The organism is Pseudomonas sp. G1002, from assembly GCF_013385455.1.
In the GTDB taxonomy this organism is placed as follows: domain Bacteria; phylum Pseudomonadota; class Gammaproteobacteria; order Pseudomonadales; family Pseudomonadaceae; genus Aquipseudomonas.
In genome coordinates, this window is the sequence record NZ_JACAPY010000027.1 from 248,842 (window position 1) to 270,357 (window position 21,516).

At 62.1% G+C, this 21,516-nt stretch carries 24 protein-coding genes; 14 read left to right on the forward strand and 10 right to left on the reverse strand.

All coding sequences use genetic code 11. From position 1 onward, the window contains the following. Nucleotide 1: 1 nt before the first annotated feature. From metW to HX801_RS15400, 5 genes are read left to right on the forward strand one after another with little or no spacing between them, the layout of a single operon-like run. Nucleotides 2–622 (forward strand): methionine biosynthesis protein MetW, encoded by a 621-nt coding sequence (gene metW, locus HX801_RS15380; RefSeq protein ID WP_003213768.1) that lies wholly within the window; start codon nt 2–4, stop codon nt 620–622. A gap of 21 nt (nt 623–643) precedes the next feature. After that, nucleotides 644–1,078: a DUF4426 domain-containing protein gene (locus tag HX801_RS15385; RefSeq protein WP_003213770.1), complete on the forward strand. Its 435-nt coding sequence runs from the start codon at nt 644–646 to the stop codon at nt 1,076–1,078. After that, nucleotides 1,075–1,671 carry an RdgB/HAM1 family non-canonical purine NTP pyrophosphatase gene (rdgB, locus tag HX801_RS15390; RefSeq protein ID WP_177022331.1) on the forward strand — a complete coding sequence of 199 codons (597 nt, stop codon included), beginning with the start codon at nt 1,075–1,077 and terminating at the stop codon, nt 1,669–1,671. The genes HX801_RS15385 and rdgB overlap by 4 nt, the downstream gene beginning before the upstream one ends. Then, a complete protein-coding gene (gene hemW / locus HX801_RS15395) occupies nt 1,668–2,870 on the forward strand; it encodes a radical SAM family heme chaperone HemW (protein ID WP_256343980.1) in 1,203 nt (400 codons plus the stop codon). Before rdgB ends, hemW begins: the two co-directional genes overlap by 4 nt. Nucleotides 2,871–2,889: 19 nt before the next feature. Continuing rightward, nucleotides 2,890–3,213 carry a DUF3392 domain-containing protein gene (locus tag HX801_RS15400; protein WP_003213776.1) on the forward strand — a complete coding sequence of 108 codons (324 nt, stop codon included), beginning with the start codon at nt 2,890–2,892 and terminating at the stop codon, nt 3,211–3,213. A 143-nt stretch (nt 3,214–3,356) separates the two neighbouring features. On the opposite strand, the gene trmB is transcribed toward HX801_RS15400, so the two are convergent. The 4 genes from trmB to HX801_RS15420 all read right to left on the reverse strand — a co-directional run bounded on the left by trmB (nt 3,357) and on the right by HX801_RS15420 (nt 5,601). After that, complete coding sequence (trmB, locus tag HX801_RS15405; protein ID WP_003213778.1) at nt 3,357–4,082, reverse strand: tRNA (guanosine(46)-N7)-methyltransferase TrmB; 726 nt, start codon at nt 4,080–4,082, stop codon at nt 3,357–3,359. Nucleotides 4,083–4,091: 9 nt separating this feature from the next. Next, a complete protein-coding gene (locus tag HX801_RS15410) occupies nt 4,092–4,886 on the reverse strand; it encodes a thiazole synthase (protein WP_093204048.1) in 795 nt (264 codons plus the stop codon). A 65-nt stretch (nt 4,887–4,951) separates the two neighbouring features. After that, the gene (gene thiS / locus HX801_RS15415) at nt 4,952–5,152 is read right to left on the reverse strand and encodes a sulfur carrier protein ThiS (protein WP_177022332.1); all 201 of its coding nucleotides are present in this window, start codon (nt 5,150–5,152) and stop codon (nt 4,952–4,954) included. Nucleotides 5,153–5,223: 71 nt separating this feature from the next. Next, nucleotides 5,224–5,601, reverse strand: coding sequence for a DUF423 domain-containing protein (locus tag HX801_RS15420; protein WP_177022333.1), 378 nt, complete (start codon nt 5,599–5,601; stop codon nt 5,224–5,226). A 74-nt stretch (nt 5,602–5,675) separates the two neighbouring features. Between HX801_RS15420 and mtgA the strand changes: the two genes are divergently transcribed. Beyond that, on the forward strand, nt 5,676–6,398 hold the full coding sequence (mtgA, locus tag HX801_RS15425) for a monofunctional biosynthetic peptidoglycan transglycosylase (protein WP_177022334.1): 723 nt from the start codon (nt 5,676–5,678) through the stop codon (nt 6,396–6,398). Between the two features lie 135 nt (nt 6,399–6,533). Here the strand turns inward: mtgA and rpoH are convergent, their stop codons facing one another. From rpoH to ftsY, 4 genes are all read right to left on the reverse strand, one after another. Beyond that, nucleotides 6,534–7,388 (reverse strand): RNA polymerase sigma factor RpoH, encoded by an 855-nt coding sequence (gene rpoH, locus HX801_RS15430; RefSeq protein ID WP_003176698.1) that lies wholly within the window; start codon nt 7,386–7,388, stop codon nt 6,534–6,536. 129 nt (nt 7,389–7,517) lie between these two features. After that, nucleotides 7,518–8,540 (reverse strand): permease-like cell division protein FtsX, encoded by a 1,023-nt coding sequence (gene ftsX / locus HX801_RS15435; RefSeq protein ID WP_003213783.1) that lies wholly within the window; start codon nt 8,538–8,540, stop codon nt 7,518–7,520. Further along, entirely contained in the window at nt 8,537–9,208 is a 672-nt protein-coding gene (gene ftsE, locus HX801_RS15440) for a cell division ATP-binding protein FtsE (protein ID WP_003213784.1), read from the reverse strand. The genes ftsX and ftsE overlap by 4 nt, the downstream gene beginning before the upstream one ends. Continuing rightward, nucleotides 9,205–10,614, reverse strand: coding sequence for a signal recognition particle-docking protein FtsY (ftsY, locus tag HX801_RS15445; protein ID WP_177022335.1), 1,410 nt, complete (start codon nt 10,612–10,614; stop codon nt 9,205–9,207). The genes ftsE and ftsY overlap by 4 nt, the downstream gene beginning before the upstream one ends. Before the next feature lie 232 nt (nt 10,615–10,846). Between ftsY and HX801_RS15450 the strand changes: the two genes are divergently transcribed. The 4 genes from HX801_RS15450 to HX801_RS15465 all read left to right on the forward strand — a co-directional run bounded on the left by HX801_RS15450 (nt 10,847) and on the right by HX801_RS15465 (nt 15,482). Then, a complete protein-coding gene (locus tag HX801_RS15450) occupies nt 10,847–12,202 on the forward strand; it encodes a pitrilysin family protein (RefSeq protein WP_003213786.1) in 1,356 nt (451 codons plus the stop codon). Beyond that, on the forward strand, nt 12,195–13,685 hold the full coding sequence (locus HX801_RS15455) for a pitrilysin family protein (RefSeq protein ID WP_003213787.1): 1,491 nt from the start codon (nt 12,195–12,197) through the stop codon (nt 13,683–13,685). The genes HX801_RS15450 and HX801_RS15455 overlap by 8 nt, the downstream gene beginning before the upstream one ends. Further along, nucleotides 13,685–14,296 (forward strand): 16S rRNA (guanine(966)-N(2))-methyltransferase RsmD, encoded by a 612-nt coding sequence (rsmD, locus tag HX801_RS15460; protein WP_063026488.1) that lies wholly within the window; start codon nt 13,685–13,687, stop codon nt 14,294–14,296. The genes HX801_RS15455 and rsmD overlap by 1 nt, the downstream gene beginning before the upstream one ends. A gap of 190 nt (nt 14,297–14,486) precedes the next feature. After that, nucleotides 14,487–15,482, forward strand: coding sequence for a hydrolase (locus tag HX801_RS15465; RefSeq protein WP_177022336.1), 996 nt, complete (start codon nt 14,487–14,489; stop codon nt 15,480–15,482). A gap of 47 nt (nt 15,483–15,529) precedes the next feature. Here HX801_RS15465 and HX801_RS15470 read toward each other — a convergent pair whose 3' ends face one another. Both HX801_RS15470 and HX801_RS15475 read right to left on the reverse strand, forming a co-directional pair. Then, nucleotides 15,530–16,384, reverse strand: a complete 855-nt coding sequence (locus HX801_RS15470; protein ID WP_087693253.1) for a sulfurtransferase — start codon at nt 16,382–16,384, stop codon at nt 15,530–15,532. Nucleotides 16,385–16,423: 39 nt separating this feature from the next. After that, nucleotides 16,424–17,095, reverse strand: coding sequence for a TetR/AcrR family transcriptional regulator (locus HX801_RS15475; protein ID WP_003213791.1), 672 nt, complete (start codon nt 17,093–17,095; stop codon nt 16,424–16,426). Nucleotides 17,096–17,241: 146 nt separating this feature from the next. Here HX801_RS15475 and HX801_RS15480 point away from each other — a divergent pair, with 146 nt between their 5' ends. From HX801_RS15480 to coaD, 4 genes are all read left to right on the forward strand, one after another. Continuing rightward, the gene (locus HX801_RS15480; RefSeq protein ID WP_134327473.1) at nt 17,242–18,669 is read left to right on the forward strand and encodes a coniferyl aldehyde dehydrogenase; all 1,428 of its coding nucleotides are present in this window, start codon (nt 17,242–17,244) and stop codon (nt 18,667–18,669) included. Between the two features lie 28 nt (nt 18,670–18,697). Then, nucleotides 18,698–19,243: a hypothetical protein gene (locus HX801_RS15485; RefSeq protein WP_003213794.1), complete on the forward strand. Its 546-nt coding sequence runs from the start codon at nt 18,698–18,700 to the stop codon at nt 19,241–19,243. Between the two features lie 33 nt (nt 19,244–19,276). After that, nucleotides 19,277–20,872, forward strand: a complete 1,596-nt coding sequence (locus HX801_RS15490; RefSeq protein ID WP_177022337.1) for a GMC family oxidoreductase — start codon at nt 19,277–19,279, stop codon at nt 20,870–20,872. 114 nt (nt 20,873–20,986) lie between these two features. Beyond that, a complete protein-coding gene (gene coaD, locus HX801_RS15495) occupies nt 20,987–21,466 on the forward strand; it encodes a pantetheine-phosphate adenylyltransferase (RefSeq protein WP_003176711.1) in 480 nt (159 codons plus the stop codon). Nucleotides 21,467–21,516: the final 50 nt, after the last annotated feature.

Sequence of the window (21,516 nt, forward strand, 5' to 3'; positions counted from 1 at the left end):
CATGAGAGCCGACCTGGAAATCATCCAAGACTGGATCCCCGCCGGCAGCCGCGTGCTCGACCTGGGTTGCGGCGATGGCGAACTGCTGAGCTGGCTGCGCGACAACAAGCAAGTCACCGGCTATGGCCTGGAAAACGACCCGGACAACATCGCCCAGTGCGTGGCCAAGGGCATCAACGTGATCGAGCAGGACCTGGACAAGGGCCTCGGCAACTTTGCCAGCAACAGCTTCGACATCGTGGTCATGACCCAGGCCCTGCAAGCCGTGCACTACCCGGACCGGATCCTCGACGAAATGTTGCGCGTCGGCCGCCAGTGCATCATTACTTTCCCCAATTTCGGCCACTGGCGCTGCCGCTGGTACCTGGCCACCAAGGGCCGCATGCCGGTGTCGGACTTCCTGCCGTACACCTGGTACAACACGCCCAACATCCACTTCTGCACCTTTGAAGACTTCGAAGCGCTGTGCGGCGAGCGCGAAGCCAAAGTCATCAACCGCCTTGCCGTCGATCAACAGCATCGTCACGGCTGGGCGAGTAAGCTATGGCCCAACCTGCTGGGTGAGATCGGGATCTACCGGGTCAGCAGCCCGGGCCTGACGGACCACCAGATTGCCGTCTAACCATTTTCAAGGAGGACGATCATGAGTCGCCTGGCTGTTTTTCTACTCACCGCGTGCCTGAGCGTCAGCGCTATGGCGGCGGATGTTATCGATGGTAATCGTCAGAAAGAATTCGGCGATATCACGGTGCACTACAACACCCTGACCACCAGCTTCCTGACGCCGGAAATGGCTCAGGAAGCCGGGATCGTACGCAGCAAAGAGCTGGGCATGATCAATGTGTTCGTAAACAAGGGCGTCGAATCGATAGACGCCACCGTTACCGGCACAATCAAGGACCTGGGCGGCAAGAGCGAGATGCTGACGTTCAAGAAAATCACCCAGAAAGGTTCTACGCTTTACGTCGCCCAGTACCCGGTGCCGCAGCAGGAAACCAAGATTTTCACCATCAACGTTGAAACCGGTGGCAAAGCCCACGGTTTCAGTTTCAACCAGGAACTGTTTCCGGCGCAATGATGAACCTTACTCAACTCGTACTGGCCAGCCATAACGCCGGCAAGCTCAAAGAACTCCAGGCCATGCTCGGCGACTCGGTGCAACTGCGCTCGATTGGCGAGTTCAGCCAGGTAGAGCCGGAAGAGACCGGCCTGTCGTTTGTCGAGAACGCCATCCTCAAGGCCCGCAACGCCGCGCGTATTTCCGGCCTGCCGGCACTGGCTGACGATTCTGGCCTGGCCGTGGACTTCCTGGGCGGCGCGCCCGGCATCTACTCGGCACGTTACGCCGACGGTAAAGGCGATGCGGCCAACAACGCCAAGCTGCTGGACGCCCTCAAGGACGTGCCCGACGCGATGCGCGGCGCGCAGTTCGTCTGCGTGCTGGCCCTGGTGCGTCACGCCGATGATCCATTGCCGATCCTCTGCGAAGGCTTGTGGCACGGGCGCATCCTGCATGCGGCCAGCGGCGAGCACGGTTTCGGTTATGACCCGTTGTTCTGGGTGCCGGAGCGCAATGTCTCCAGCGCCGAATTGAGCCCGGCCGACAAGAACCAGATCAGCCACCGCGCCCGCGCAATGGATTTGCTGCGCCAGCGCCTGGGCATGAAATGACTCAGAACACCTCCGCGCAGCCACTGATTCTCGGTGGCGCGCAAACACCTCGGGCGGCCCTGCCTCACCTGCCGCCCCTGGCGCTGTATATCCACATCCCGTGGTGCGTGCGCAAATGCCCCTATTGCGACTTCAACTCCCACACCGCCAGCAAGGTGCTGCCGGAGGAAGAGTACGTCGACGCGTTGCTGGCCGACCTCGATCAGGACCTGCACGCGGTGTACGGCCGTGAGCTGAGTTCGATCTTTTTCGGCGGCGGCACCCCAAGCCTGTTCAGCGCCGTTGCCCTGGGCCGGTTGCTCAAGGGCGTGGAAGCGCGCATCCCGTTTGCCGGCGATATCGAGATCACCCTGGAAGCCAACCCCGGTACCTTCGAGCAAGAGAAGTTCGTGGCGTACCGCAAGCTGGGGATCAATCGGCTGTCGATTGGCATCCAGAGTTTCCAGCAGGAAAAACTCGAAGCCCTGGGCCGCATCCACAACGGTGACGAAGCCGTGCGTGCCGCCGGCATGGCGCGCCAGGCCGGGTTCGACAACTTCAACCTGGACTTGATGCACGGTTTGCCCGATCAGTCCCTGGAGGACGCCCTGGGCGACCTGCGCCAGGCCATTGCCCTCAAGCCCACGCATCTGTCCTGGTATCAACTGACCCTGGAACCCAACACCGTGTTCTGGAACCAGCCGCCCGTGCTGCCGGAAGACGACACCCTGTGGGACATCCAGGAAGCCGGCCAGGCGCTGCTCGCCGAACACGGTTACGCCCAGTACGAAGTCTCGGCCTACGCCCAACCGGGCCGGCCGGCGCGACATAACCTGAACTACTGGAGCTTTGGCGATTTTATCGGCATCGGCGCCGGTGCCCACGGCAAGCTCAGCCATCCGGATGGGCGCATCGTGCGCACCTGGAAAACCCGGGCACCGAAGGACTACCTCAACCCGGCGAAAAACTACCAGGCCGGCGCGAAAGAACTGACCAACGAAGAGTTACCGTTCGAGTTCCTGATGAACGCCCTGCGCCTCACCGACGGCGTCGAAGCCAGGCTTTACGCCGAGCGTACCGGCCTCGAACTGGCCAGCCTCGATGAAGCTCGCCGCGAGGCAGAACAAAGTGGCCTGATGCAGGTCGAACCGTCACGCCTGGCGGCCACCGACCGCGGGCAACTCTTTCTCAATGACCTGCTGCAGAAGTTTTTGAGCTGATTGCTCTTAAGGAAATCAAATGGATCTGGTACTCGACCTGCTCGCCACCGTATCCCGCTGGAGCCGTAGCAACCTGTCGGAAATCTCCCTGGCGTTGGTAGGCTGCCTGCTGGTGCTGTTTGGCGCCGACATCAAGGGCTGGGTCGAAGCACGGCTGGGCAGCATCGCGGGTGCGCTGCGCGTGCCGCTGATGGCGCTGGTGTGCATGATCGGCAGCGGTGCAGCACTGATCTATGCCACGCCGTGGATTGTTCGCGGGTTGAGCCAGTTCAACAACTACAGCCTGGCGCCGGTGTTGTTGGTGGTGCTGGTGTTGATTGGGGTGGTGGCGGATCGCCGCTGACCTTAAGCGCGGCACAAAACAAATGTGGGAGCGGACTTGCTCGCGAATGCGGTGTGTCAGTCAGCGTAAATGTCGACTGATCTACCGCATTCGCGAGCAAGCCCGCTCCCACATTTTTTACTGCATTTCAAGCCTGGGACTTATCAGTCCACTTTCTCGAACTTCAAATCCCAAACCCCATGCCCGAGTCGCTCGCCGCGACGTTCGAACTTGGTGATCGGCCGCTCGGCCGGGCGCGGGACGCATTTGCCGTCTTCCGCCAGGTTGCGGTAGCCAGGGGCGACGTTCATCACTTCCAGCATGTACTCGGCATACGGTTCCCAGTCGGTGGCCATGTGCAGGATGCCGCCCACTTTCAGCTTGCTGCGCACCAGTTCCGCGAAGGAAGCCTGGACGATGCGGCGCTTGTGGTGGCGGCTCTTGTGCCATGGGTCCGGGAAGAACAGCATCAGGCGGTCGAGGCTGTTGTCGGCGATGCAGCGGTTGAGCACTTCGATCGCGTCGCAGTCGTAGACCCGCAGGTTGGTCAGGCCCTGAGTCAGCACGCCGTTCAGCAGCGCGCCAACACCCGGACGGTGTACTTCAACCCCGATAAAATCCTGCTCCGGCGAAGCCGCGGCCATTTCCAGCAGGGAATGGCCCATGCCGAAGCCAATCTCCAGGGAGCGTGGTGCCGAGCGGCCAAACACCTGGTCGTAATCCACCGGCGCGTCTGCCAGCGGCAGGACGAACAGCGGCGTGCCCTGCTCCAGGCCCTTTTGCTGGCCCTCGGTCATGCGACCGGCGCGCATCACAAAACTCTTGATGCGGCGGTGCTTGGACTCGTCGCCTTCTTCCAGGGTGTTCGGCGTTTCGTTTGATTCAGTCATCAATGGCTCTTACTTGATCAGACCATCCAGCGGCGAGGAGGCGCTGGCGTAAAGTTTTTTCGGCATGCGCCCGGCGAGGTACGCCAGGCGGCCGGCGACGATTGCGTGTTGCATAGCTTCGGCCATCATGATCGGCTGCTGGGCATGGGCGATGGCCGAGTTCATCAGCACCGCATCGCAACCCAGTTCCATGGCGATGGTGGCGTCGGAGGCAGTGCCCACGCCCGCATCCACCAGCACCGGGATCTTGGCTTCTTCAAGGATGATCTGCAGGTTGTACGGATTGCAGATACCCAGGCCGGAACCGATCAGACCGGCCAGCGGCATCACCGCGATGCAGCCGATTTCGGCCAGTTGGCGGGCGATGATCGGGTCGTCGCTGGTGTAGACCATCACGTCGAAGCCTTCCTTGACCAGGGTCTCGGCGGCCTTGAGGGTTTCGATCACGTTGGGGAACAGGGTTTTCTGGTCGGCCAGCACTTCCAGCTTCACCAGGTTGTGGCCGTCGAGCAGCTCACGGGCCAGGCGGCAGGTGCGCACGGCTTCGATGGCGTCGTAGCAACCGGCGGTGTTCGGCAGGAAGGTGTAGCGATCCGGCGACAGCACTTCGAGCAGGTTCGGCTCGCCCTCGATCTGGCCGAGGTTGGTGCGGCGCACGGCGAAAGTAACGATCTCGGCGCCCGAGGCTTCGATGGCCAGGCGGGTTTCTTCCATGTCGCGGTACTTGCCGGTGCCGACCAGCAGACGCGACTGGAAGGTACGACCGGCCAGGACGAAAGGCTTGTCGCTACGAACGATGCTCATGGGAAATCCTCGAGTTGGGGTGAGGTTCTGCAGAATGCGGGTTGGCGCCCTGGAGCGCCGGACGGCTAGCCGCCGCCGATGGCGTGGACCACTTCGACCTGGTCACCCTCGGTGAGCGCGGTCTCGACGTGCTGGCTACGCGGGACGATATCCAGATTGAGCTCCACTGCGACGCGGCGTCCGGTCAAGTCCAGACGGGTCAGCAGGGCCGCAACGGTTTCACCGTCGGGCAGTTCAAAGGGTTCGCCGTTCAACTGAATGCGCATGCCACGGGCCGCCATCGTTTTTAGGGGCCAGCATTCTAGCGTGATTGACGTTGCTGGCCCAAGCCCCTTGGTCAGGCAGCCTGTAGACGCCACGCCGCCAAACCGAGGAAGAACCAGCCCAGCAGGAACGCCAGGCCACCAAACGGGGTGATGATGCCGAGCTTGCTGACGCCGGTCATGGTCAGCACATACAGGCTGCCGGAGAACAGCAGGATGCCCACGGCAAAAGACACACCCGCCCACGTCACCAGCCTGCCCGGGATGTGCGCCGCCAACAGTGCCACGCCGAACAGCGCCAGGGTGTGCACCAACTGGTAGGTCACGCCGGTGTGGAAAATCGCCAGGTACTCGGCGCTCAGGCGGTTTTTCAGGCCGTGGGCGGCAAACGCACCCAGGGCGACGCCGGTGAAACCGAAAAAGGCAGCCAGCATCAGAAAGCCACGCAACATGAGGAACTCCAGTCAGACTCAGGGGGCAGGGTCTGTATAATGGCCCGCTCAACGGGTTCGGCCAAGCCATCTCTATGCTGCGTCTCCTCTTCAAGCGTTTTCTCAAAGCCCTCAAGTGGTTTGCCATCGGCAGCGTGCTGCTGGTGCTGCTGTTCCGTTTCGTGCCACCACCGGGCACTGCGCTGATGGTTGAGCGCAAGGTCGAGTCCTGGGTCGACGGCGAGCCGATTGACGTACAGCGCACGTGGGTGCCGTGGGATCAGATCTCCGACGAACTGAAAGTGGCGGTGATGGCCGGCGAAGACCAGCGCTTCCCGCAACATTGGGGTTTTGATTTCGACGCGATCCAGGCGGCGTTGCTGCATAACGAGCGCGGCGGTTCGATTCGCGGCGCCAGCACCTTGAGCCAGCAGGTGTCGAAGAATCTGTTTTTGTGGACCGGCCGCAGCTATTTCCGCAAGGGCCTGGAAGCCTGGTTTACCGGGCTGATTGAGATTCTCTGGCCCAAGCAGCGAATTCTTGAGGTGTACCTCAACAGCGTGGAGTGGGATGAAGGCGTGTTCGGCGCCGAAGCGGCGGCGCGGCATCACTTTGGCGTGAGCGCCAAGGCGCTGACCCGCCAGCAGGCCAGCTACCTGGCGGCGGTGTTGCCTAACCCGCGGGTGTGGAGTGCCAGCCATCCAACGTCGTATGTCGCGCGACGGGCGGCGTGGATGCGGCAGCAGATGAGTCAGTTGGGTGGCGACAGCTATTTGAATGAGCTGAACAACTCGCGCAAGGCGCCTTGGGCTGACTGACCCACCACAAAACAAAAGTGGGAGCGGGCTTGCTCGCGAAAGCGGTGTGCCAGTCAATACTTTAGGTGACTGATCCACCGCCTTCGCGAGCAAGCCCGCTCCCACATTTCGATCGCGCTGTCCTAGCTACCTGTGTCAGGCGGCGATCGACAGTTTCAGCTTGTTCATCGCACTCTTCTCGAGCTGACGAATCCGCTCGGCCGACACGTTGTACTTCTGCGCCAGGTCGTGCAGCGTGGCTTTTTCTTCTGCCAACCAGCGCTGGTAGAGAATGTCACGGCTGCGGTCGTCCAGCACTTCCAGCGCTTCGTGCAGGTTGTGATTGGAGTTGTCGCTCCAGTCGGCATCTTCCAGCTGACGCGCCGGGTCGTACCGGTGGTCTTCCAGATAGTTGGCCGGCGATTGGAAGGCGCTGTCGTCGTCCGCTTCGGCGGCCGGGTCGAAGGCCATGTCATGGCCGGTCAGGCGACTTTCCATCTCGCGCACTTCACGTGGCTCTACGCCGAGGCTTTCGGCCACGCGATGCACTTCTTCGTTGTTCAGCCACGCCAGGCGTTTCTTCTGGCTGCGCAGGTTGAAGAACAGTTTGCGCTGGGCCTTGGTGGTCGCGACTTTCACGATGCGCCAGTTGCGCAGGATGAATTCGTGAATTTCCGCCTTGATCCAGTGCACAGCAAACGACACCAGGCGCACACCCATTTCCGGGTTGAAGCGCTTCACGGCTTTCATCAGGCCAACGTTGCCTTCCTGAATCAGGTCAGCCTGGGCCAGGCCGTAGCCGCTATAGCTACGGGCGATATGTACGACAAAACGCAGGTGGGCGAGCACCATCTGCCGAGCCGCCCCCAAATCCTGCTCATAGTAGAGACTCTCGGCCAGTTCACGCTCCTGCTCGGGCGTCAGCAATGGAATGCTGTTGACCGTGTGCACATAGGCCTCCAGGTTCGCACCCGGGACCAGAGCATAAGCAGGTTGCAAAGAAGTGGTCATACGAAAAAACCTCCGACTCACATAACTCGTGCAGTTCAGCACTGCGAAAATTGACCGGGAACCGTAGGACAAGTTCCCTAAACCACTGATACGGTCAATACAAACGAAACCACATTACCCTGACATTAACTACTTCGGTGCCAGCTCACGTAAATGCCGTGCGACCGCAATCCAAGCACCGATATACCCCAAGAGCACTGCCCCAAGCAACAATGACAGACCATCGGCTGCCGGCACGCCGGCCAGGGCAAAATCGCTGCCGTACAAACCGGCAAGCCCCACCACCGCATCGTTCAGCCAGTTCAGGCCAAAAGCCAGTACGCCCCAGGACAAAATTCCCGCACCGAAGCCATACAGCGCGCCCATGTACAGAAAAGGCCGACGCACATAGCTGTCCGTGCCGCCGACGAGTTTAATCACTTCTATCTCGGTGCGGCGGTTTTCAATATGAAGACGAATGGTATTGCCTATCACCAAAAGTAATGCAGACACCAGCAACACCGTCAGGCCGAACACAAACCGGTCGCCCAGCTTGAGAATCGCGGCCAACCGCTCTACCCAGACTAGATCAAGTTGTGCCTGTTGGACCTTCGGCAGCTCTGCGAGTTTTTGTCGCAGGGCTTCCAGGGTGGTCTTGTCGACCTCGTTCGGGGTGACCAGCACCACGCCCGGCAGCGGGTTTTGCGGCAACTCCTTGAGCGCCTCGCCCAGGCCGGACTGTTGCTGGAACTCTTCCAGGGCTTGATCGCGGCTGATGTACTCAGCCTCGGCCACACCCGGAATGCCCTTGATCTGGTCGCGCAGGGACTCACCGTCCTGGGCGCTGGCATCCAGGTTCAGGTACAGGGAAATCTGCGCCGCCCGCTGCCACGAACCGCCAAGGCGCTCGACATTGTTCAGCAGCAATGACAAGCCCATGGGCAGGCTCAAGGCCACGGCCATGACCAGGCAGGTAAAAAAGCTGCCGATCGGCTGCTTGCCGAGGCGGCGCAGGCTGTCTACCAGGCTGGCACGGTGGCTTTCGATCCAGGCATGCACCAGGGTGCCGAAATCCGGGCCATCGTCTTCGTCGCGTTTTTTCTTCTGTGGCTGCGGGTCGGCCGCCTTTGGCGCGACGCGCTCGGAAACCTTCGGGCTGCGTGTTGCACTCATACCCCAGCCTCCCCGTCACCGATCAGGCGGCCGCGTTGCAGGGTCAGCATGCGGTGGCGCATGCGGGCGATCAGCGCCAGGTCGTGACTGGCGATCAGCACGCTGGTGCCCAGGCGGTTGATGTCTTCGAACACGCCCATGATTTCTGCGGCCAGGCGCGGGTCGAGGTTACCGGTGGGTTCGTCCGCCAGCAGCAAGGCCGGGCGATGGACGATGGCGCGGGCGATGCCGACGCGCTGTTGCTGGCCGGTGGACAGGTCGCCCGGGTACAGGTCGGTCTTGTCCGACAGCGCCACGCGCTCCAGGGCCGAATCCACGCGCTTGACGATTTCGGCCTTGGACAGACCGAGAATCTGCAACGGCAAGGCGATGTTGTTGAACACCGTGCGATCGAACAGCAACTGGTGGTTCTGGAACACCACGCCGATCTGGCGACGCAGGAATGGAATCTGTGCGTTGCTGATGGTTGCCAGGTCCTGGCCCGCCAGCAGCAGTTTGCCGGTGGTTGGGCGCTCCATGGCCAGCAGCAGGCGCAACAAGGTACTTTTACCGGCACCCGAATGGCCGGTCACAAACAAGAATTCGCCGCGACGCACCCGGAAACTCAGCTCATGCAAGCCAACATGCCCGTTGGCGTAGCGTTTACCGACCTGTTCGAAACGAATCATGAACGCTCCCGCTCGGCAAACAGTGCCTGTACAAAGGGTTCGGCTTCAAAAGTGCGCAGGTCGTCGATGCCTTCACCGACGCCGATGTAACGAATCGGCAACCCGAACTGCTTGGCCAGGGCGAAGATCACACCGCCCTTGGCCGTGCCGTCGAGCTTAGTCAATGCCAGGCCGGTCAGCTGGACCGTCTGGTGGAATTGTTTGGCCTGGCTGATGGCGTTCTGGCCGGTACCGGCGTCCAGCACCAGCAATACCTCGTGGGGCGCGTCGGCATCGAGCTTGCCGATGACGCGGCGAACTTTCTTCAGCTCTTCCATCAGGTTGTCTTTGGTGTGCAGGCGACCGGCGGTATCGGCGATCAGCACATCAATGTTGCGCGCTTTGGCGGCCTGCACCGCATCGAAGATCACCGAGGCCGAATCGGCGCCGGTGTGCTGGGCGATGACCGGGATCTTGTTGCGCTCGCCCCAGACCTGCAATTGCTCCACGGCGGCGGCACGGAAGGTGTCACCGGCGGCGAGCATGACTTTCTTGCCTTCCAGTTGCAGCTTCTTCGCCAGCTTGCCGATGGTGGTGGTCTTGCCGGCGCCGTTGACGCCAACCACCAGGATCACAAACGGCTTTTTCTGCGTATCGATGATCAGCGGCGCTTCCACCGGCTTGAGCATGTTGGCCAGCTCGGCCTGCAGCGACTTGTAGAGCGCATCGGCGTCGGTCAGTTGCTTGCGCGCGACCTTCTGGGTCAGGCTCTGGATGATCACGGCGGTGGCTTCGACGCCCACGTCGGCGGTCAGCAGGCGGGTTTCGATGTCCTCCAGCAGCTCGTCATCGATGGTCTTTTTGCCGAGAAACAGGCTGGCCATGCCTTCGCCGATGCTGGCGCTGGTCTTGCTCAGGCCTTGCTTGAGGCGGGCGAAGAAACCGGTCTTGCCGGTTTCGGCAGGAACAGCAGGCTCTTCGATGACTGCTGGCGCGGCGACGGCGACCGGAACAGGTTCGGCGACCACCGGTGCAGGCACCTCAACCACTGGCGGCGCCTGGACCACAACGGGCGCAGGCTCCACGAGGGCCGGAATCGGCGGCGCCACATGCTCGGCCTGCTCGTCTTCAACCAGCGCTACAGGCTCTTCTGCCACCGGCAACACCAGCCATGGCTTGTGCTCTGGCTCTGGCGCAGGTTCTGGCTCAACCACCGGCTGCAACACCGGCTCGGCCATCGGCAACACCACCGGGGCCGGGGTTTCGGCAACCGGCTCGGCTTCTACTATGGATTCGGGGATCGGTTCAGCTTGAACCTGCGGCTGTTCGACGACGGTTTCCTGCGGCTTTTTGCGCAGCCATCCGAACAGGCCTTTTTTCTCGCCAGCCGCAGCTGGGGTCTTCTTGTCGTCGTTGGAACCAAACATGGAGACGGCTATCTCAAGGTAGCGACGCGCCAGGGGGCGTGCCGGTAAATAAAATTCGATGCGTAACAGACTGTTTTTTAGCCAGCTCGTTCATGCGCAACATTTTGTAAGGCCTAAATAGAGCCTTAACAAGACAGCCATAGTGGCCGTCCCTAGGTCGGACCAGTATCCTAGCACCTCCTCGCCCGCCGACGCTAAGACCAAGCGGGCAGCCCAACAGGTTTAAAAACGAATGAATGCTCTAGCCCGCCGCGCCGCAGGCCTGCTGCTCAGCACAGTTTGTCTGCCCCTTTCAGCTTTGGCTGCCGACCCACAACCCACCCACGAATTCACCCTGGACAACGGCCTCAAGGTCGTCGTGCGCGAAGACCATCGCGCCCCGGTGGTGGTTTCCCAGGTCTGGTACAAGGTGGGCTCCAGCTATGAAACCCCGGGCCAGACCGGTTTGTCCCACGCCCTGGAACACATGATGTTCAAGGGCAGCGCCAAGGTCGGCCCCGGCGAGGCTTCGTTGATCCTGCGTGACCTGGGTGCCGAAGAAAACGCCTTCACCAGCGACGACTACACCGCTTACTACCAAGTGCTGGCCCGTGACCGCCTGGGTGTCGCCTTCGAGCTGGAAGCCGACCGCATGGCCAGCCTGCGCCTGCCGGCCGACGAGTTCAGCCGCGAGATCGAGGTGATCAAGGAAGAGCGCCGGATGCGCACCGACGACAACCCGATGTCCAAGGCCTATGAGCGCTTCAAGGCCATGGCCTACCCGGCCAGCGGCTACCACACGCCGACCATCGGCTGGATGGCCGACCTGGACCGCATGAAGGTTGAAGAGCTGCGCCACTGGTACCAATCCTGGTACGTGCCGAACAACGCCACCCTGGTAGTGGTGGGCGACGTAACCCCGGATGAAGTCAAAACCCTGGCCCAGCGCTATTTCGGCCCGATCCCCAAGCGCGACGTCCCCCCGGCGAAAATCCCGCTGGAACTGGCCGAGCCCGGTGAACGCCTGCTGACTATGCATGTACAGACCAAACTGCCGAGCGTGATCCTTGGTTTCAACGTGCCGAGCCTGGCCACCGCTGAAGACAAACGCTCGGTCAACGCCCTGCGCCTGATCTCGGCCCTGCTGGACGGCGGCTATAGCGCGCGCATCTCGACACAACTGGAGCGCGGCGAAGAGCTGGTGTCCGGCGGCTCGTCGAGCTACGACGCCTACACCCGCGGTGACAGCCTGTTCACCCTGACTGCCACACCGAACCTGCAAAAGAAAAAGACCGTGGCCCAGGCTGAAGCCGGCCTTTGGCGCCTGCTGGATGAGCTGAAGGCCAAGCCACCGAGCGCTGAAGAACTGGAGCGTATCCGCGCCCAGGTCATCGCCGGCGTGGTTTACCAGCGCGACTCGATTACCAGCCAGGCCACTGCCATCGGCTCCCTGGAGACGGTGGGCCTGTCCTGGAAACTCATGGACACCGAGCTGGCCGAGCTGCAAAGCGTCACCGCCGAAGATATCCAAAAAGCTGCACGCACCTATTTCACCCGCGAACGTCTCAGCGTCGCCCATGTCTTGCCTGAGGAGACCGCTCATGAGTGAACGTAAAAACAACCGCCTGGTGCTGCCCGGCCTGATCGTGGTGACTTTGGCTGCGGCCTGCGCGGTGTATTTGCTGCGCCCCAGCGAATCCGTCGCCAGCCAGGCGCTGGAGCAGGCCAAGTCCGCCAACAAGCTGCAATCCCTGGCCGAGCTGGACGACAAGGCGCCGACCAACCGCAAGCTCGACGTGCAAACCTGGACCACCGCCGAAGGCGCCAAGGTGCTGTTCGTCGAAGCCCATGAACTGCCGATGTTCGACATGCGCATCCTGTTCGCCGCCGGCAGCAGCCAGGACGGCGCAACACCAGGCCTGGCGCTGTTGACCAACGCAATGCTCAACGAAGGCGTGCCGGGCAAGGACGTCAGCCAGATTGCCGCCGGTTTCGACGGCCTGGGTGCCGATTTCAGCAATGGCGCCTACCGCGACATGGCGCTGGTTTCCCTGCGCAGCCTGAGCGCCAGCGACAAGCGTGACGCCGCCCTGTCACTGTTTGACGACGTGATCGGCAAGCCGACCTTCCCGGCAGACTCTCTGGCGCGCATCAAGAACCAGTTGCTGGCGGGCTTCGAGTACCAGAAACAGAACCCCGGCAAACTGGCGAGCATCGAGCTGTTCAAGCAGCTCTATGGCGACCACCCTTACGCCCATCCGAGCGAAGGCAACGCCGAGAGCGTGCCGAAGGTGACTCTTGCGCAATTGAAGGACTTCCACGCCAAGGCCTACGCCGCCGGCAACGCAGTGATTTCTGTAGTCGGCGATCTGACCCGCGCCGAAGCCGAAGCCATGACCGCCAAGGTTTCCGCGTCCCTGCCAAAAGGCCCGGCGCTGGCGAAAATCGCCCAACCGGTCGAGCCCAAGGCTGGCACCACGCACATCGAGTTCCCGTCCAAGCAGACAACCCTGCTGCTGGCGCAACTGGGTATCGACCGTGCCGACCCGGATTACGCCGCGCTGTCACTGGGTAACCAGATTCTCGGCGGCGGTGGCTTCGGCACCCGTTTGATGAGCGAAGTGCGCGAGAAACGCGGCCTGACCTACGGCGTATACTCCGGCTTCTCGCCGATGCAGGTACGCGGTCCGTTCATGATCAACCTGCAAACCCGCGCCGAAATGAGCGCCGGCACGCTGCGATTGGTGCAGGACGTACTCGCCGACTACCTCAAGACCGGCCCGACACAGAAAGAACTCGATGACGCCAAGCGCGAACTGGCCGGCAGCTTCCCGCTGTCCACCGCGAGCAACGCCGATATCGTCGGGCAGCTGGGCGCCATGGGTTTCTACAACCTGCCGCTGAGCTACCTGGAAGATTTCATGAAACAATCCCAGGCGCTGACCGTTGACCAGGTCAAAGCTGCTTTGAACAAACATTTGAGTGCCGACAAGATGGTCATCGTGACCGCCGGCCCGACGATTGCGCAAAAGCCACTACCGCCCCCCACTGATAAACCCGCCGAGCAACCGCTCGGGGTTCCGGAGCATTAATGGCCCGTCCATCCCGTCCCAAAAAACCTGTCCACAACGTTCACAACGGTGTGGGCCAACTGCGCATCATCGGCGGAGAGTGGGGCAGCCGTAAGCTGAGCTTCCCTGATGTCGTGGGCCTGCGCCCGACGCCAGACCGCGTGCGTGAAACCCTGTTCAACTGGCTCGCGCCGTATATCGCCGGGGCCAAGGTGCTGGACCCGTTCGCGGGTAGCGGCGCGCTGTTCCTGGAGTCGCTGTCCCGTGGCGCGGCGCTGGGCCAGGCGCTGGATGCCAGCAATGTGGCGGTCGCCAGCCTCAAGGAACACCTGGGCACCCTGCGTTGCACCACCGGGCAAGTGCAGACGGCTGATGCGTTGCGCTACCTGGAAACCCAGGAAGCCCGTGAGTTTGACGTGGTGTTTCTTGATCCGCCGTTCAACCAGAACCTGCTGCCGACTGTATGTGCGCTGCTGGAAGAGCGTCAGTGGTTGGCGCCGGATGCCTGGATCTACACTGAAAGCGAAACCGCACCGTCCACACTCGGCCTGCCGGGCACGTGGCGCCTGCACCGCGAGCAGAAATCCGGGCGGGTGTATTACGCGTTGTGGCAACGTACGACACAAAGCTAACCCTGTGGCGAGGGAGCTTGCTCCCGCTGGGCTGCGCAGCAGCCCCAAAGCAGGCGACCGAGTTTTCTGAGAGATTGAGGGGGCGGTTTTAGGGCCGCTTCGCGGCCCAGCGGGAGCAAGCTCCCTCGCCACAGCAAGCTCCCTCTCCACAGGTTGCTCATCCGCTCTGCCACCTGCCGCGAGAACCATCGTGTCAAAAACGCCCGACCGCTTTACCCCCGCCTTCGGCCTCGGCAACCCGCACCTGCAAACGTTGTGGGGACCGCTGTGGCGCAAAACCACGCACATCGAACGCCAGCGCGAACGGCTGTGGCTGGCAGACGGCGACTTTCTCGACCTCGACTGGCATGGGCCCCATGACGCAACCACCCCGCTGGTGCTGGTACTGCACGGGCTGACCGGCTCGTCCAACTCCCCTTACGTCGCCGGCCTGCAAAATGCCCTCGCAACCCAAGGCTGGGCCAGCGTCGCGCTAAACTGGCGTGGCTGCTCCGGCGAACCCAACCTGCTTGCCCGCAGCTACCATTCCGGCGCCAGTGAAGACCTGGCCGAAACCATCGTTCACCTGCGGGCCAAGCGCCCGTTGGCGCCGCTGTATGCGGTGGGGTATTCACTGGGCGGCAATGTGCTGCTCAAGTACTTGGGCGAAACCGGCGAAGCCTGCGGGCTGCAAGGCGCGGCCGCCGTGTCGGTACCGTTTCGCCTGGATCAGTGCGCCGATCGCATTGGCCTGGGCTTTTCTCGGGTTTATCAGAAGCATTTCATGCGCGAAATGCTGGCCTATATCCGCATCAAACAAAGCCGGTTTCTCAAGGATGGCCGCGAGGCAGGCCTGAAAACCCTCGCCGACCTGGGCTCGCTGGAGAAGATGCGCACGTTCTGGGACTTTGACGGCCGCGTCACCGCGCCGCTGCACGGGTTCCTCAGTGCCGAGGACTACTACCGCCGCGCCTCCAGCCGCTACTACCTCGGGGGCATTCGCACACCAACCCTGATCATCCAGGCCGCGGACGACCCGTTCGTGTTCGCCCACAGCCTGCCCGAGGCCAGCGAACTGTCGGATTGCACCGAGTTCGAACTGCTGGCCAAGGGCGGGCATGTCGGGTTTGTGGACGGCTCACTGAAACAGCCAACTTACTACCTGGAACGGCGAATCCCGGAGTGGCTACTGACACAACGCCGATAAAAATGTGGGGGCTCCCACACTTTGGATCAGACCGGGTCAGGCAGACCTCAGTCGCCTGTTGCAACTTCCCGCTTTGGATCAGTGATCCACTCGCTCCACGACCCCGCGTACAACTTGCCCAACGGGTAACCCGCCAGGCACAGCGCAAACAGGTTGTGGCAGGCAGTCACGCCCGAGCCGCAGTAGGCCACCAGGTCATCCGGCGAGCGGTCTTGCAGCTTGGCGGCGAAGCGTTGCTTGAGCTGGTCCGCCGGCAGGAAACGGCCGTCGCTGCCCAGGTTTTCATTGAATGCGGCACATTGCGCGCCGGGGATATGCCCGGCAACCGGGTCGATCGGCTCCACTTCACCACGAAAACGCGGCTGGGCGCGGGCGTCGATCAGGGTCAGGCCGGGCTGGCCAAGGCGTTTCTGCAGGTGTTCGGCGTCCAGTTGCAAGTGGTTGTCCGGCGTGCCGCTGAAGGTGCCGGGCTCGATCACCGGCGCATCCAGGCTCAACGGGAAGCCCGCCGCGTGCCAGGCTTTCAGGCCGCCATCGAGGATGAACACACCGTCGCGCTTGCCCAGCCAGGCCAGCAGCCACCAGGCACGGGCGGCATAGGCACCGGGGCCGTCGTCATACAAAACGATATCGCTGTCGGCGTTAACGCCCCATGCCCGCAGTTGCCGGATAAACGCATCCGGCGCCGGCAACGGATGGCGACCGGTCACGCCCTTGATTATCGGCCCGCTGAGGTGGCGCTCCAGGTCGGCATACTGCGCCCCTTCGATATGCCCTTCGGCGTAGCTGCACAGGCCGTAGTCCGGGTCTTCCAGGGCAAAGCGGCAATCGAGGATTACCAGCCCGCCGGACTTCTGGCGCTCGGCCAGTTGCTGGGGGCTGATCAGTTGGGCAAGCGGCATGACTGACTCCTGTGGCTAGGTTAGCGTTCGGGAAACATCCTACTTCACTTCTTCCAGCGCCTGATTCAACGGCACGTAAAACTCTTTGAACAGTGCATCCACCGCGTCCTTGGCCTTGGGGGTGATAAACCCGGCTTCCAGCACCAGCACCTGATACACCCCGCGCTTGATCGCCTCGGCGCTCAGGTGCGTGGACTTTTCATTGGTGGTGCACAGGAAGCGCACCCACGAGGTGAGGATGATCCAGGCGTTGAGGGTCAGGGCTTCGGTTTGTACCGGGTCCATGTTCAGGATGCCGGCATCGACAAAACCCTGGTAGATGGCTGCGCCCTGGATCAGGCAACGCTGGGAGAACCGCCGGTAGCCGGTGGCCAGCTCCGGGTCGCTTTCCAGCAGGTGTTCGAGGTCGCGGTGCAGGAAGCGGTAGCGCCACATGCCGGCCAGCACCGCCTGCAGGTAGAAGCGCTTGTCTTCCACGGTCACCGCACGGCCCTGGGGCGGGCGCAGGAAGCTGTCCACCAACGCTTCGTACTCACGAAACAGCACTGCGATAATCGCCTGCTTGTTGGGGAAGTGGTAGTACAGGTTGCCCGGGGAAATTTCCATATGGGCAGCGATATGGTTGGTGCTGACACTGCGCTCGCCCTGCTGGTTAAACAGCTCCAGGCTGGTTTGCACAATGCGCTCGCTGGTCTTTACTCGTGGTGCCATGGGAAATCAACTTCTAGACCCGTGATGGCGGCATCTTACGGACTATCCTTGTCCGGATAAATCGGCACGTTGTGCAATGTTATTTGACAATTTAGAGCAATGACTCTAAAAACTGAAGCATTCCAATAACAATCGGGAACTTCGCCATGTCTGCCAACGTTGCCTACCTGCAAGATTCCCAGGCGCTGGACCAGCTCCAGGAACTGTTCGACGCCCAGCGCCAAGCCTACGCCGCCAACCCGATGCCGCCGGCCGCCCAGCGCCAGCAATGGCTCAAGGCCTTGCGCGAGCTGTTGAGTGACGAGCGCCAGGCGCTGATCAACGCCATCAGCAGTGATTTCAGCCACCGCAGCGCCGACGAAACCCTGTTCGCCGAACTGATGCCCAGCCTGCATGGCATTCACTACGCCAGCAAACACCTCAAGGGCTGGATGAAACCTTCCCGCCGCGCTGTAGGCATTGCCTTCCAGCCCGCGTCCGCCAAGGTCATCTATCAACCCCTGGGTGTGGTCGGGGTGATCGTGCCCTGGAACTACCCGTTGTACCTGGCCATCGGCCCGCTGGTGGGTGCATTGGCGGCCGGCAACCGGGTGATGCTCAAGCTCAGCGAATCCACCCCCGCCACCGGCCAGTTGCTCAAGGCGCTGCTGGCGAAGATCTTCCCCGAGGACCTGGTGTGCGTGGTGCTCGGCGAGGCTGAAGTGGGCATGGCGTTTTCCAAGCTGCGCTTCGACCACCTGCTGTTCACCGGCGCCACCAGCATCGGCAAGCACGTGATGCGCGCGGCGGCCGAACACCTGACGCCGGTCACCCTGGAACTGGGCGGCAAATCACCGGCGATTGTTTCCGCCGACGTGCCGCTCAAGGACGCCGCCGAACGCATCGCCTTCGGCAAGGCGCTGAATGCCGGGCAAACCTGCGTGGCGCCGGACTATGTGCTGGTGCCGGAAGACCGTGTAGACGGCTTCGTCGAGGCCTACAGCAAGGCGGTCCGCGGGTTCTATCCGACCCTGGCCGACAACCCGGACTACACCGCCATCATCAACGAACGACAGTTGGCCCGGCTCAACGGCTACGTGAAAGACGCCACCGACAAGGGTGCCACCCTGGTCCCACTGTACGACCAGGGCCAGGACCGCCGCATGGCCCACAGCCTGCTGCTGAATGTCAGCGACGAGATGACCGTGATGCAGGACGAAATCTTCGGCCCGGTGCTGCCGATCGTGCCGTATCGCGGCCTCGACCAGGCCTTTGCCTACATCAATCAGCGCCCTCGCCCACTGGCGCTGTATTACTTCGGCTACGACAAGGCGGAACAGAACCGCGTACTGCACGAAACCCATTCCGGCGGCGTGTGCCTGAACGACACGTTGCTGCACGTAGCCCAGGACGACATGCCCTTCGGCGGCATCGGCCCGTCGGGCATGGGCCATTACCACGGCCATGAAGGTTTCCTGACCTTCAGCAAGGCCAAGGGCGTGCTGATCAAGCAACGCCTGAACGCGGCCAAGCTGATTTACCCGCCCTATGGCAAATCCATCCAGAAGTTGATCCAGAAGCTGTTCGTCCGCTAACAAACCCATCACCGGGATAACAATAAGAATGAACCCTAGCCTGACTGAATCACCCGCGCTGTCACGGCGCGGCGTCTTGAAACTCGGCCTGTGCGCCAGCGCCTTCCTGGCCACCGCCGGGCTGGGCGCCAGCCTCAGCGGCTGCTCCAGCAGCACCCCGGCCAGCGGCTTTGCGATGTTGCGCAGCAGTGACCTGCCGTTTTTGCGGGCAGTGATTCCGGTGCTGCTGGAGGGCGTGGCCAGCGCCGAGATAGTGGTGGCCGGCATCGACGACACCCTGAAAAAGCTCGACTTCAGCCTGCAACACCTGTCGCCCGAGATGTTCAAGCTGACCCAGCAACTGTTCGACGTCTTGGGCATGGCCATCACCCGTGGGCCCCTGACCGGCGTGTGGGGCAGTTGGGAAAACGCCAGCGCCGAGCAGATCCGCAACTTCCTGCACCGCTGGGAAAACAGCTACCTGAACCTGCTGCGCATGGGCCAGGGCTCGTTGCTCAAACTGGTGATCATGGCCTGGTATTTCCGCCCCGAGTCCTGGGCGCATTGCGGCTACCCCGGCCCACCGAAAATCTGATTCGCATCCCGATAAAAACAAGAGACGACCCTGATGCCCGTACCTGATCTGTTCCGCGATGGCATGGCCCGCGGCTGGAAAACCCACAATGGCGCCGCCCTCGACCAGGACCTGACCCTGGAAGCCGACGTCGCAATCATCGGCAGCGGTGCCGGCGGCGGCACCACCGCCGAAATCCTCAGCGCCGCCGGCTACAAGGTGCTGTTGATCGAAGAAGGCCCGCTGAAAACCAGCAACGACTTCAAGCTGCTGGAGGACGAGGCCTACGCCACCCTGTACCAGGAAGGCATCGGACGCATGAGCAAGGACGGCGCCATCACCATCCTGCAGGGCCGAGCGGTCGGCGGCACCACGCTGATCAACTGGACCTCCAGCTTCCGCACCCCGGACCCGACCCTCGCCCACTGGGCCAGCGAATACGCGGTCAAGGGCCACAGCAGCGCCGAGATGGCGCCCTGGTTCGAAAAAATGGAACAACGCCTGGGCATCGCGCCTTGGGCCATGCCACCGAATGCCAACAATGACGTGATCCGCAAGGGCTGCGAAAAGCTTGGCTACAGCTGGCACGTGATCCCGCGCAATGTGCGCGGCTGTTTCAACCTGGGGTATTGCGGCATGGGTTGCCCGGTCAACGCCAAGCAATCAATGCTGGTGACCACCATTCCGTCCACCCTGGAGAAAGGCGGCGAGCTGCTGTACCTGGCCCGCGCCGAACGCCTGAAGTTCAGCGGCGACACCATCACCAGCCTCGAATGTGTGGCCATGGATCAGTATTGCGTGGCACCCACCGGCCGCAAGATCACAGTCAAAGCCAAGCATTACGTACTGGCCGGCGGCGGCATCAACAGCCCGGCGCTGCTGCTGCGCTCGGACGCACCCGATCCCCACTCGCGCCTGGGCAAGCGAACCTTTTTACACCTGGTGAATTTTTCCGCCGGGTTGTTCGACGAGGTGATCAACCCGTTCTACGGCGCGCCGCAGTCGATTTATTCCGATCACTTCCAATGGCAGGACGGCACTACCGGCAAAATGTCCTACAAGCTCGAAGTACCGCCGCTGCATCCGGGCCTCGCCAGTACCTTGCTTGGCGGCTATGGCACGCAGAACGCGCTGGATATGGGTCAACTGCCGAAAACCCACGCCATGCTGGCGCTGCTGCGGGACGGCTTCCACCCCGACAGCCCGGGTGGCACAGTCGAATTACGCGGCGATGGCACACCGGTGCTCGATTATCAGGTTTCGCCCTACGCCTGGGACGGCCTGCGCCGGGCATTCCACAGCATGGCGGAGATTCAGTTTGCCGGCGGCGCCAAGTCGGTCATGCCGCTGCACGGCGATGCGCGCTACGTGAACACCTTGGCTGAAGCCCGCAGCATGATCGACGGGTTGAACCTCGAATTGCACCGAACCCGGCTCGGCAGCGCTCATGTAATGGGCGGTTGCGCGATGGGGGAAGAACCGAAAAGCGCCGTGGCCGACAGCCTGGGGCGCCATCATCAACTGCGCAACTTGTCGATCCACGATGGCTCGCTATTCCCCACCAGCATTGGCGCTAACCCGCAGTTATCGGTGTATGGATTGACGGCGCAACTGGCGACGGCATTGGCCGAACGTCTGAAAACGGCCTGAAAAAACCGGGTATTCGCGGTGTCTATAGTGCTTTCTTCTGAATAAGTTGACTTGGCCGACCGGGATGGCTGCGATACCATCCGGTTCCCCAACGGACTCCGCCAGGACGACGCGATGAACCGAGTGTTGTACCCAGGTACCTTCGACCCAATCACCAAGGGCCATGGCGATCTGGTCGAACGCGCCTCGCGCTTGTTCGACCATGTGATTATCGCGGTCGCTGCCAGCCCCAAGAAAAACCCGCTGTTTCCCCTGGAACAGCGCGTGGAGCTGGCCCGTGAGGTCACCAAGCATCTGCCCAACGTTGAAGTGGTCGGCTTCTCGACGCTGCTGGCGCACTTCGCCAAGGAACAGAACGCCAATGTGTTCCTGCGCGGCCTGCGGGCGGTGTCGGACTTCGAATACGAATTCCAGCTGGCCAACATGAACCGCCAACTGGCGCCGGACGTGGAAAGCCTGTTTCTTACGCCTTCGGAACGTTATTCGTTCATTTCCTCGACGTTGGTCCGGGAAATCGCGGCGTTGGGCGGGGATATCACCAAGTTCGTGCACCCGGCTGTGGCGGATGCGCTGACGCTGCGCTTCAAGAAATAATCCCGGACTGCAGGAGCTGGCTTGCCAGCGATCCAGGCGCCACGGTGCAA

What these genes read in the sequence shown, in the direction of transcription:
- metW (WP_003213768.1), top strand. Translation starts at nt 2, where the DNA reads ATGAGAGCCGACCTGGAAATCATCCAAGACTGGATCCCCGCCGGCAGC.
- HX801_RS15385 (WP_003213770.1), top strand. Translation starts at nt 644, where the DNA reads ATGAGTCGCCTGGCTGTTTTTCTACTCACCGCGTGCCTGAGCGTCAGC.
- rdgB (WP_177022331.1), top strand. Translation starts at nt 1,075, where the DNA reads ATGATGAACCTTACTCAACTCGTACTGGCCAGCCATAACGCCGGCAAG.
- hemW (WP_256343980.1), top strand. Translation starts at nt 1,668, where the DNA reads ATGACTCAGAACACCTCCGCGCAGCCACTGATTCTCGGTGGCGCGCAA.
- HX801_RS15400 (WP_003213776.1), top strand. Translation starts at nt 2,890, where the DNA reads ATGGATCTGGTACTCGACCTGCTCGCCACCGTATCCCGCTGGAGCCGT.
- trmB (WP_003213778.1), bottom strand. Translation starts at nt 4,082, where the DNA reads ATGACTGAATCAAACGAAACGCCGAACACCCTGGAAGAAGGCGACGAG.
- HX801_RS15410 (WP_093204048.1), bottom strand. Translation starts at nt 4,886, where the DNA reads ATGAGCATCGTTCGTAGCGACAAGCCTTTCGTCCTGGCCGGTCGTACC.
- thiS (WP_177022332.1), bottom strand. Translation starts at nt 5,152, where the DNA reads ATGCGCATTCAGTTGAACGGCGAACCCTTTGAACTGCCCGACGGTGAA.
- HX801_RS15420 (WP_177022333.1), bottom strand. Translation starts at nt 5,601, where the DNA reads ATGTTGCGTGGCTTTCTGATGCTGGCTGCCTTTTTCGGTTTCACCGGC.
- mtgA (WP_177022334.1), top strand. Translation starts at nt 5,676, where the DNA reads ATGCTGCGTCTCCTCTTCAAGCGTTTTCTCAAAGCCCTCAAGTGGTTT.
- rpoH (WP_003176698.1), bottom strand. Translation starts at nt 7,388, where the DNA reads ATGACCACTTCTTTGCAACCTGCTTATGCTCTGGTCCCGGGTGCGAAC.
- ftsX (WP_003213783.1), bottom strand. Translation starts at nt 8,540, where the DNA reads ATGAGTGCAACACGCAGCCCGAAGGTTTCCGAGCGCGTCGCGCCAAAG.
- ftsE (WP_003213784.1), bottom strand. Translation starts at nt 9,208, where the DNA reads ATGATTCGTTTCGAACAGGTCGGTAAACGCTACGCCAACGGGCATGTT.
- ftsY (WP_177022335.1), bottom strand. Translation starts at nt 10,614, where the DNA reads ATGTTTGGTTCCAACGACGACAAGAAGACCCCAGCTGCGGCTGGCGAG.
- HX801_RS15450 (WP_003213786.1), top strand. Translation starts at nt 10,847, where the DNA reads ATGAATGCTCTAGCCCGCCGCGCCGCAGGCCTGCTGCTCAGCACAGTT.
- HX801_RS15455 (WP_003213787.1), top strand. Translation starts at nt 12,195, where the DNA reads ATGAGTGAACGTAAAAACAACCGCCTGGTGCTGCCCGGCCTGATCGTG.
- rsmD (WP_063026488.1), top strand. Translation starts at nt 13,685, where the DNA reads ATGGCCCGTCCATCCCGTCCCAAAAAACCTGTCCACAACGTTCACAAC.
- HX801_RS15470 (WP_087693253.1), bottom strand. Translation starts at nt 16,384, where the DNA reads ATGCCGCTTGCCCAACTGATCAGCCCCCAGCAACTGGCCGAGCGCCAG.
- HX801_RS15475 (WP_003213791.1), bottom strand. Translation starts at nt 17,095, where the DNA reads ATGGCACCACGAGTAAAGACCAGCGAGCGCATTGTGCAAACCAGCCTG.
- HX801_RS15480 (WP_134327473.1), top strand. Translation starts at nt 17,242, where the DNA reads ATGTCTGCCAACGTTGCCTACCTGCAAGATTCCCAGGCGCTGGACCAG.
- HX801_RS15485 (WP_003213794.1), top strand. Translation starts at nt 18,698, where the DNA reads ATGAACCCTAGCCTGACTGAATCACCCGCGCTGTCACGGCGCGGCGTC.
- HX801_RS15490 (WP_177022337.1), top strand. Translation starts at nt 19,277, where the DNA reads ATGCCCGTACCTGATCTGTTCCGCGATGGCATGGCCCGCGGCTGGAAA.
- coaD (WP_003176711.1), top strand. Translation starts at nt 20,987, where the DNA reads ATGAACCGAGTGTTGTACCCAGGTACCTTCGACCCAATCACCAAGGGC.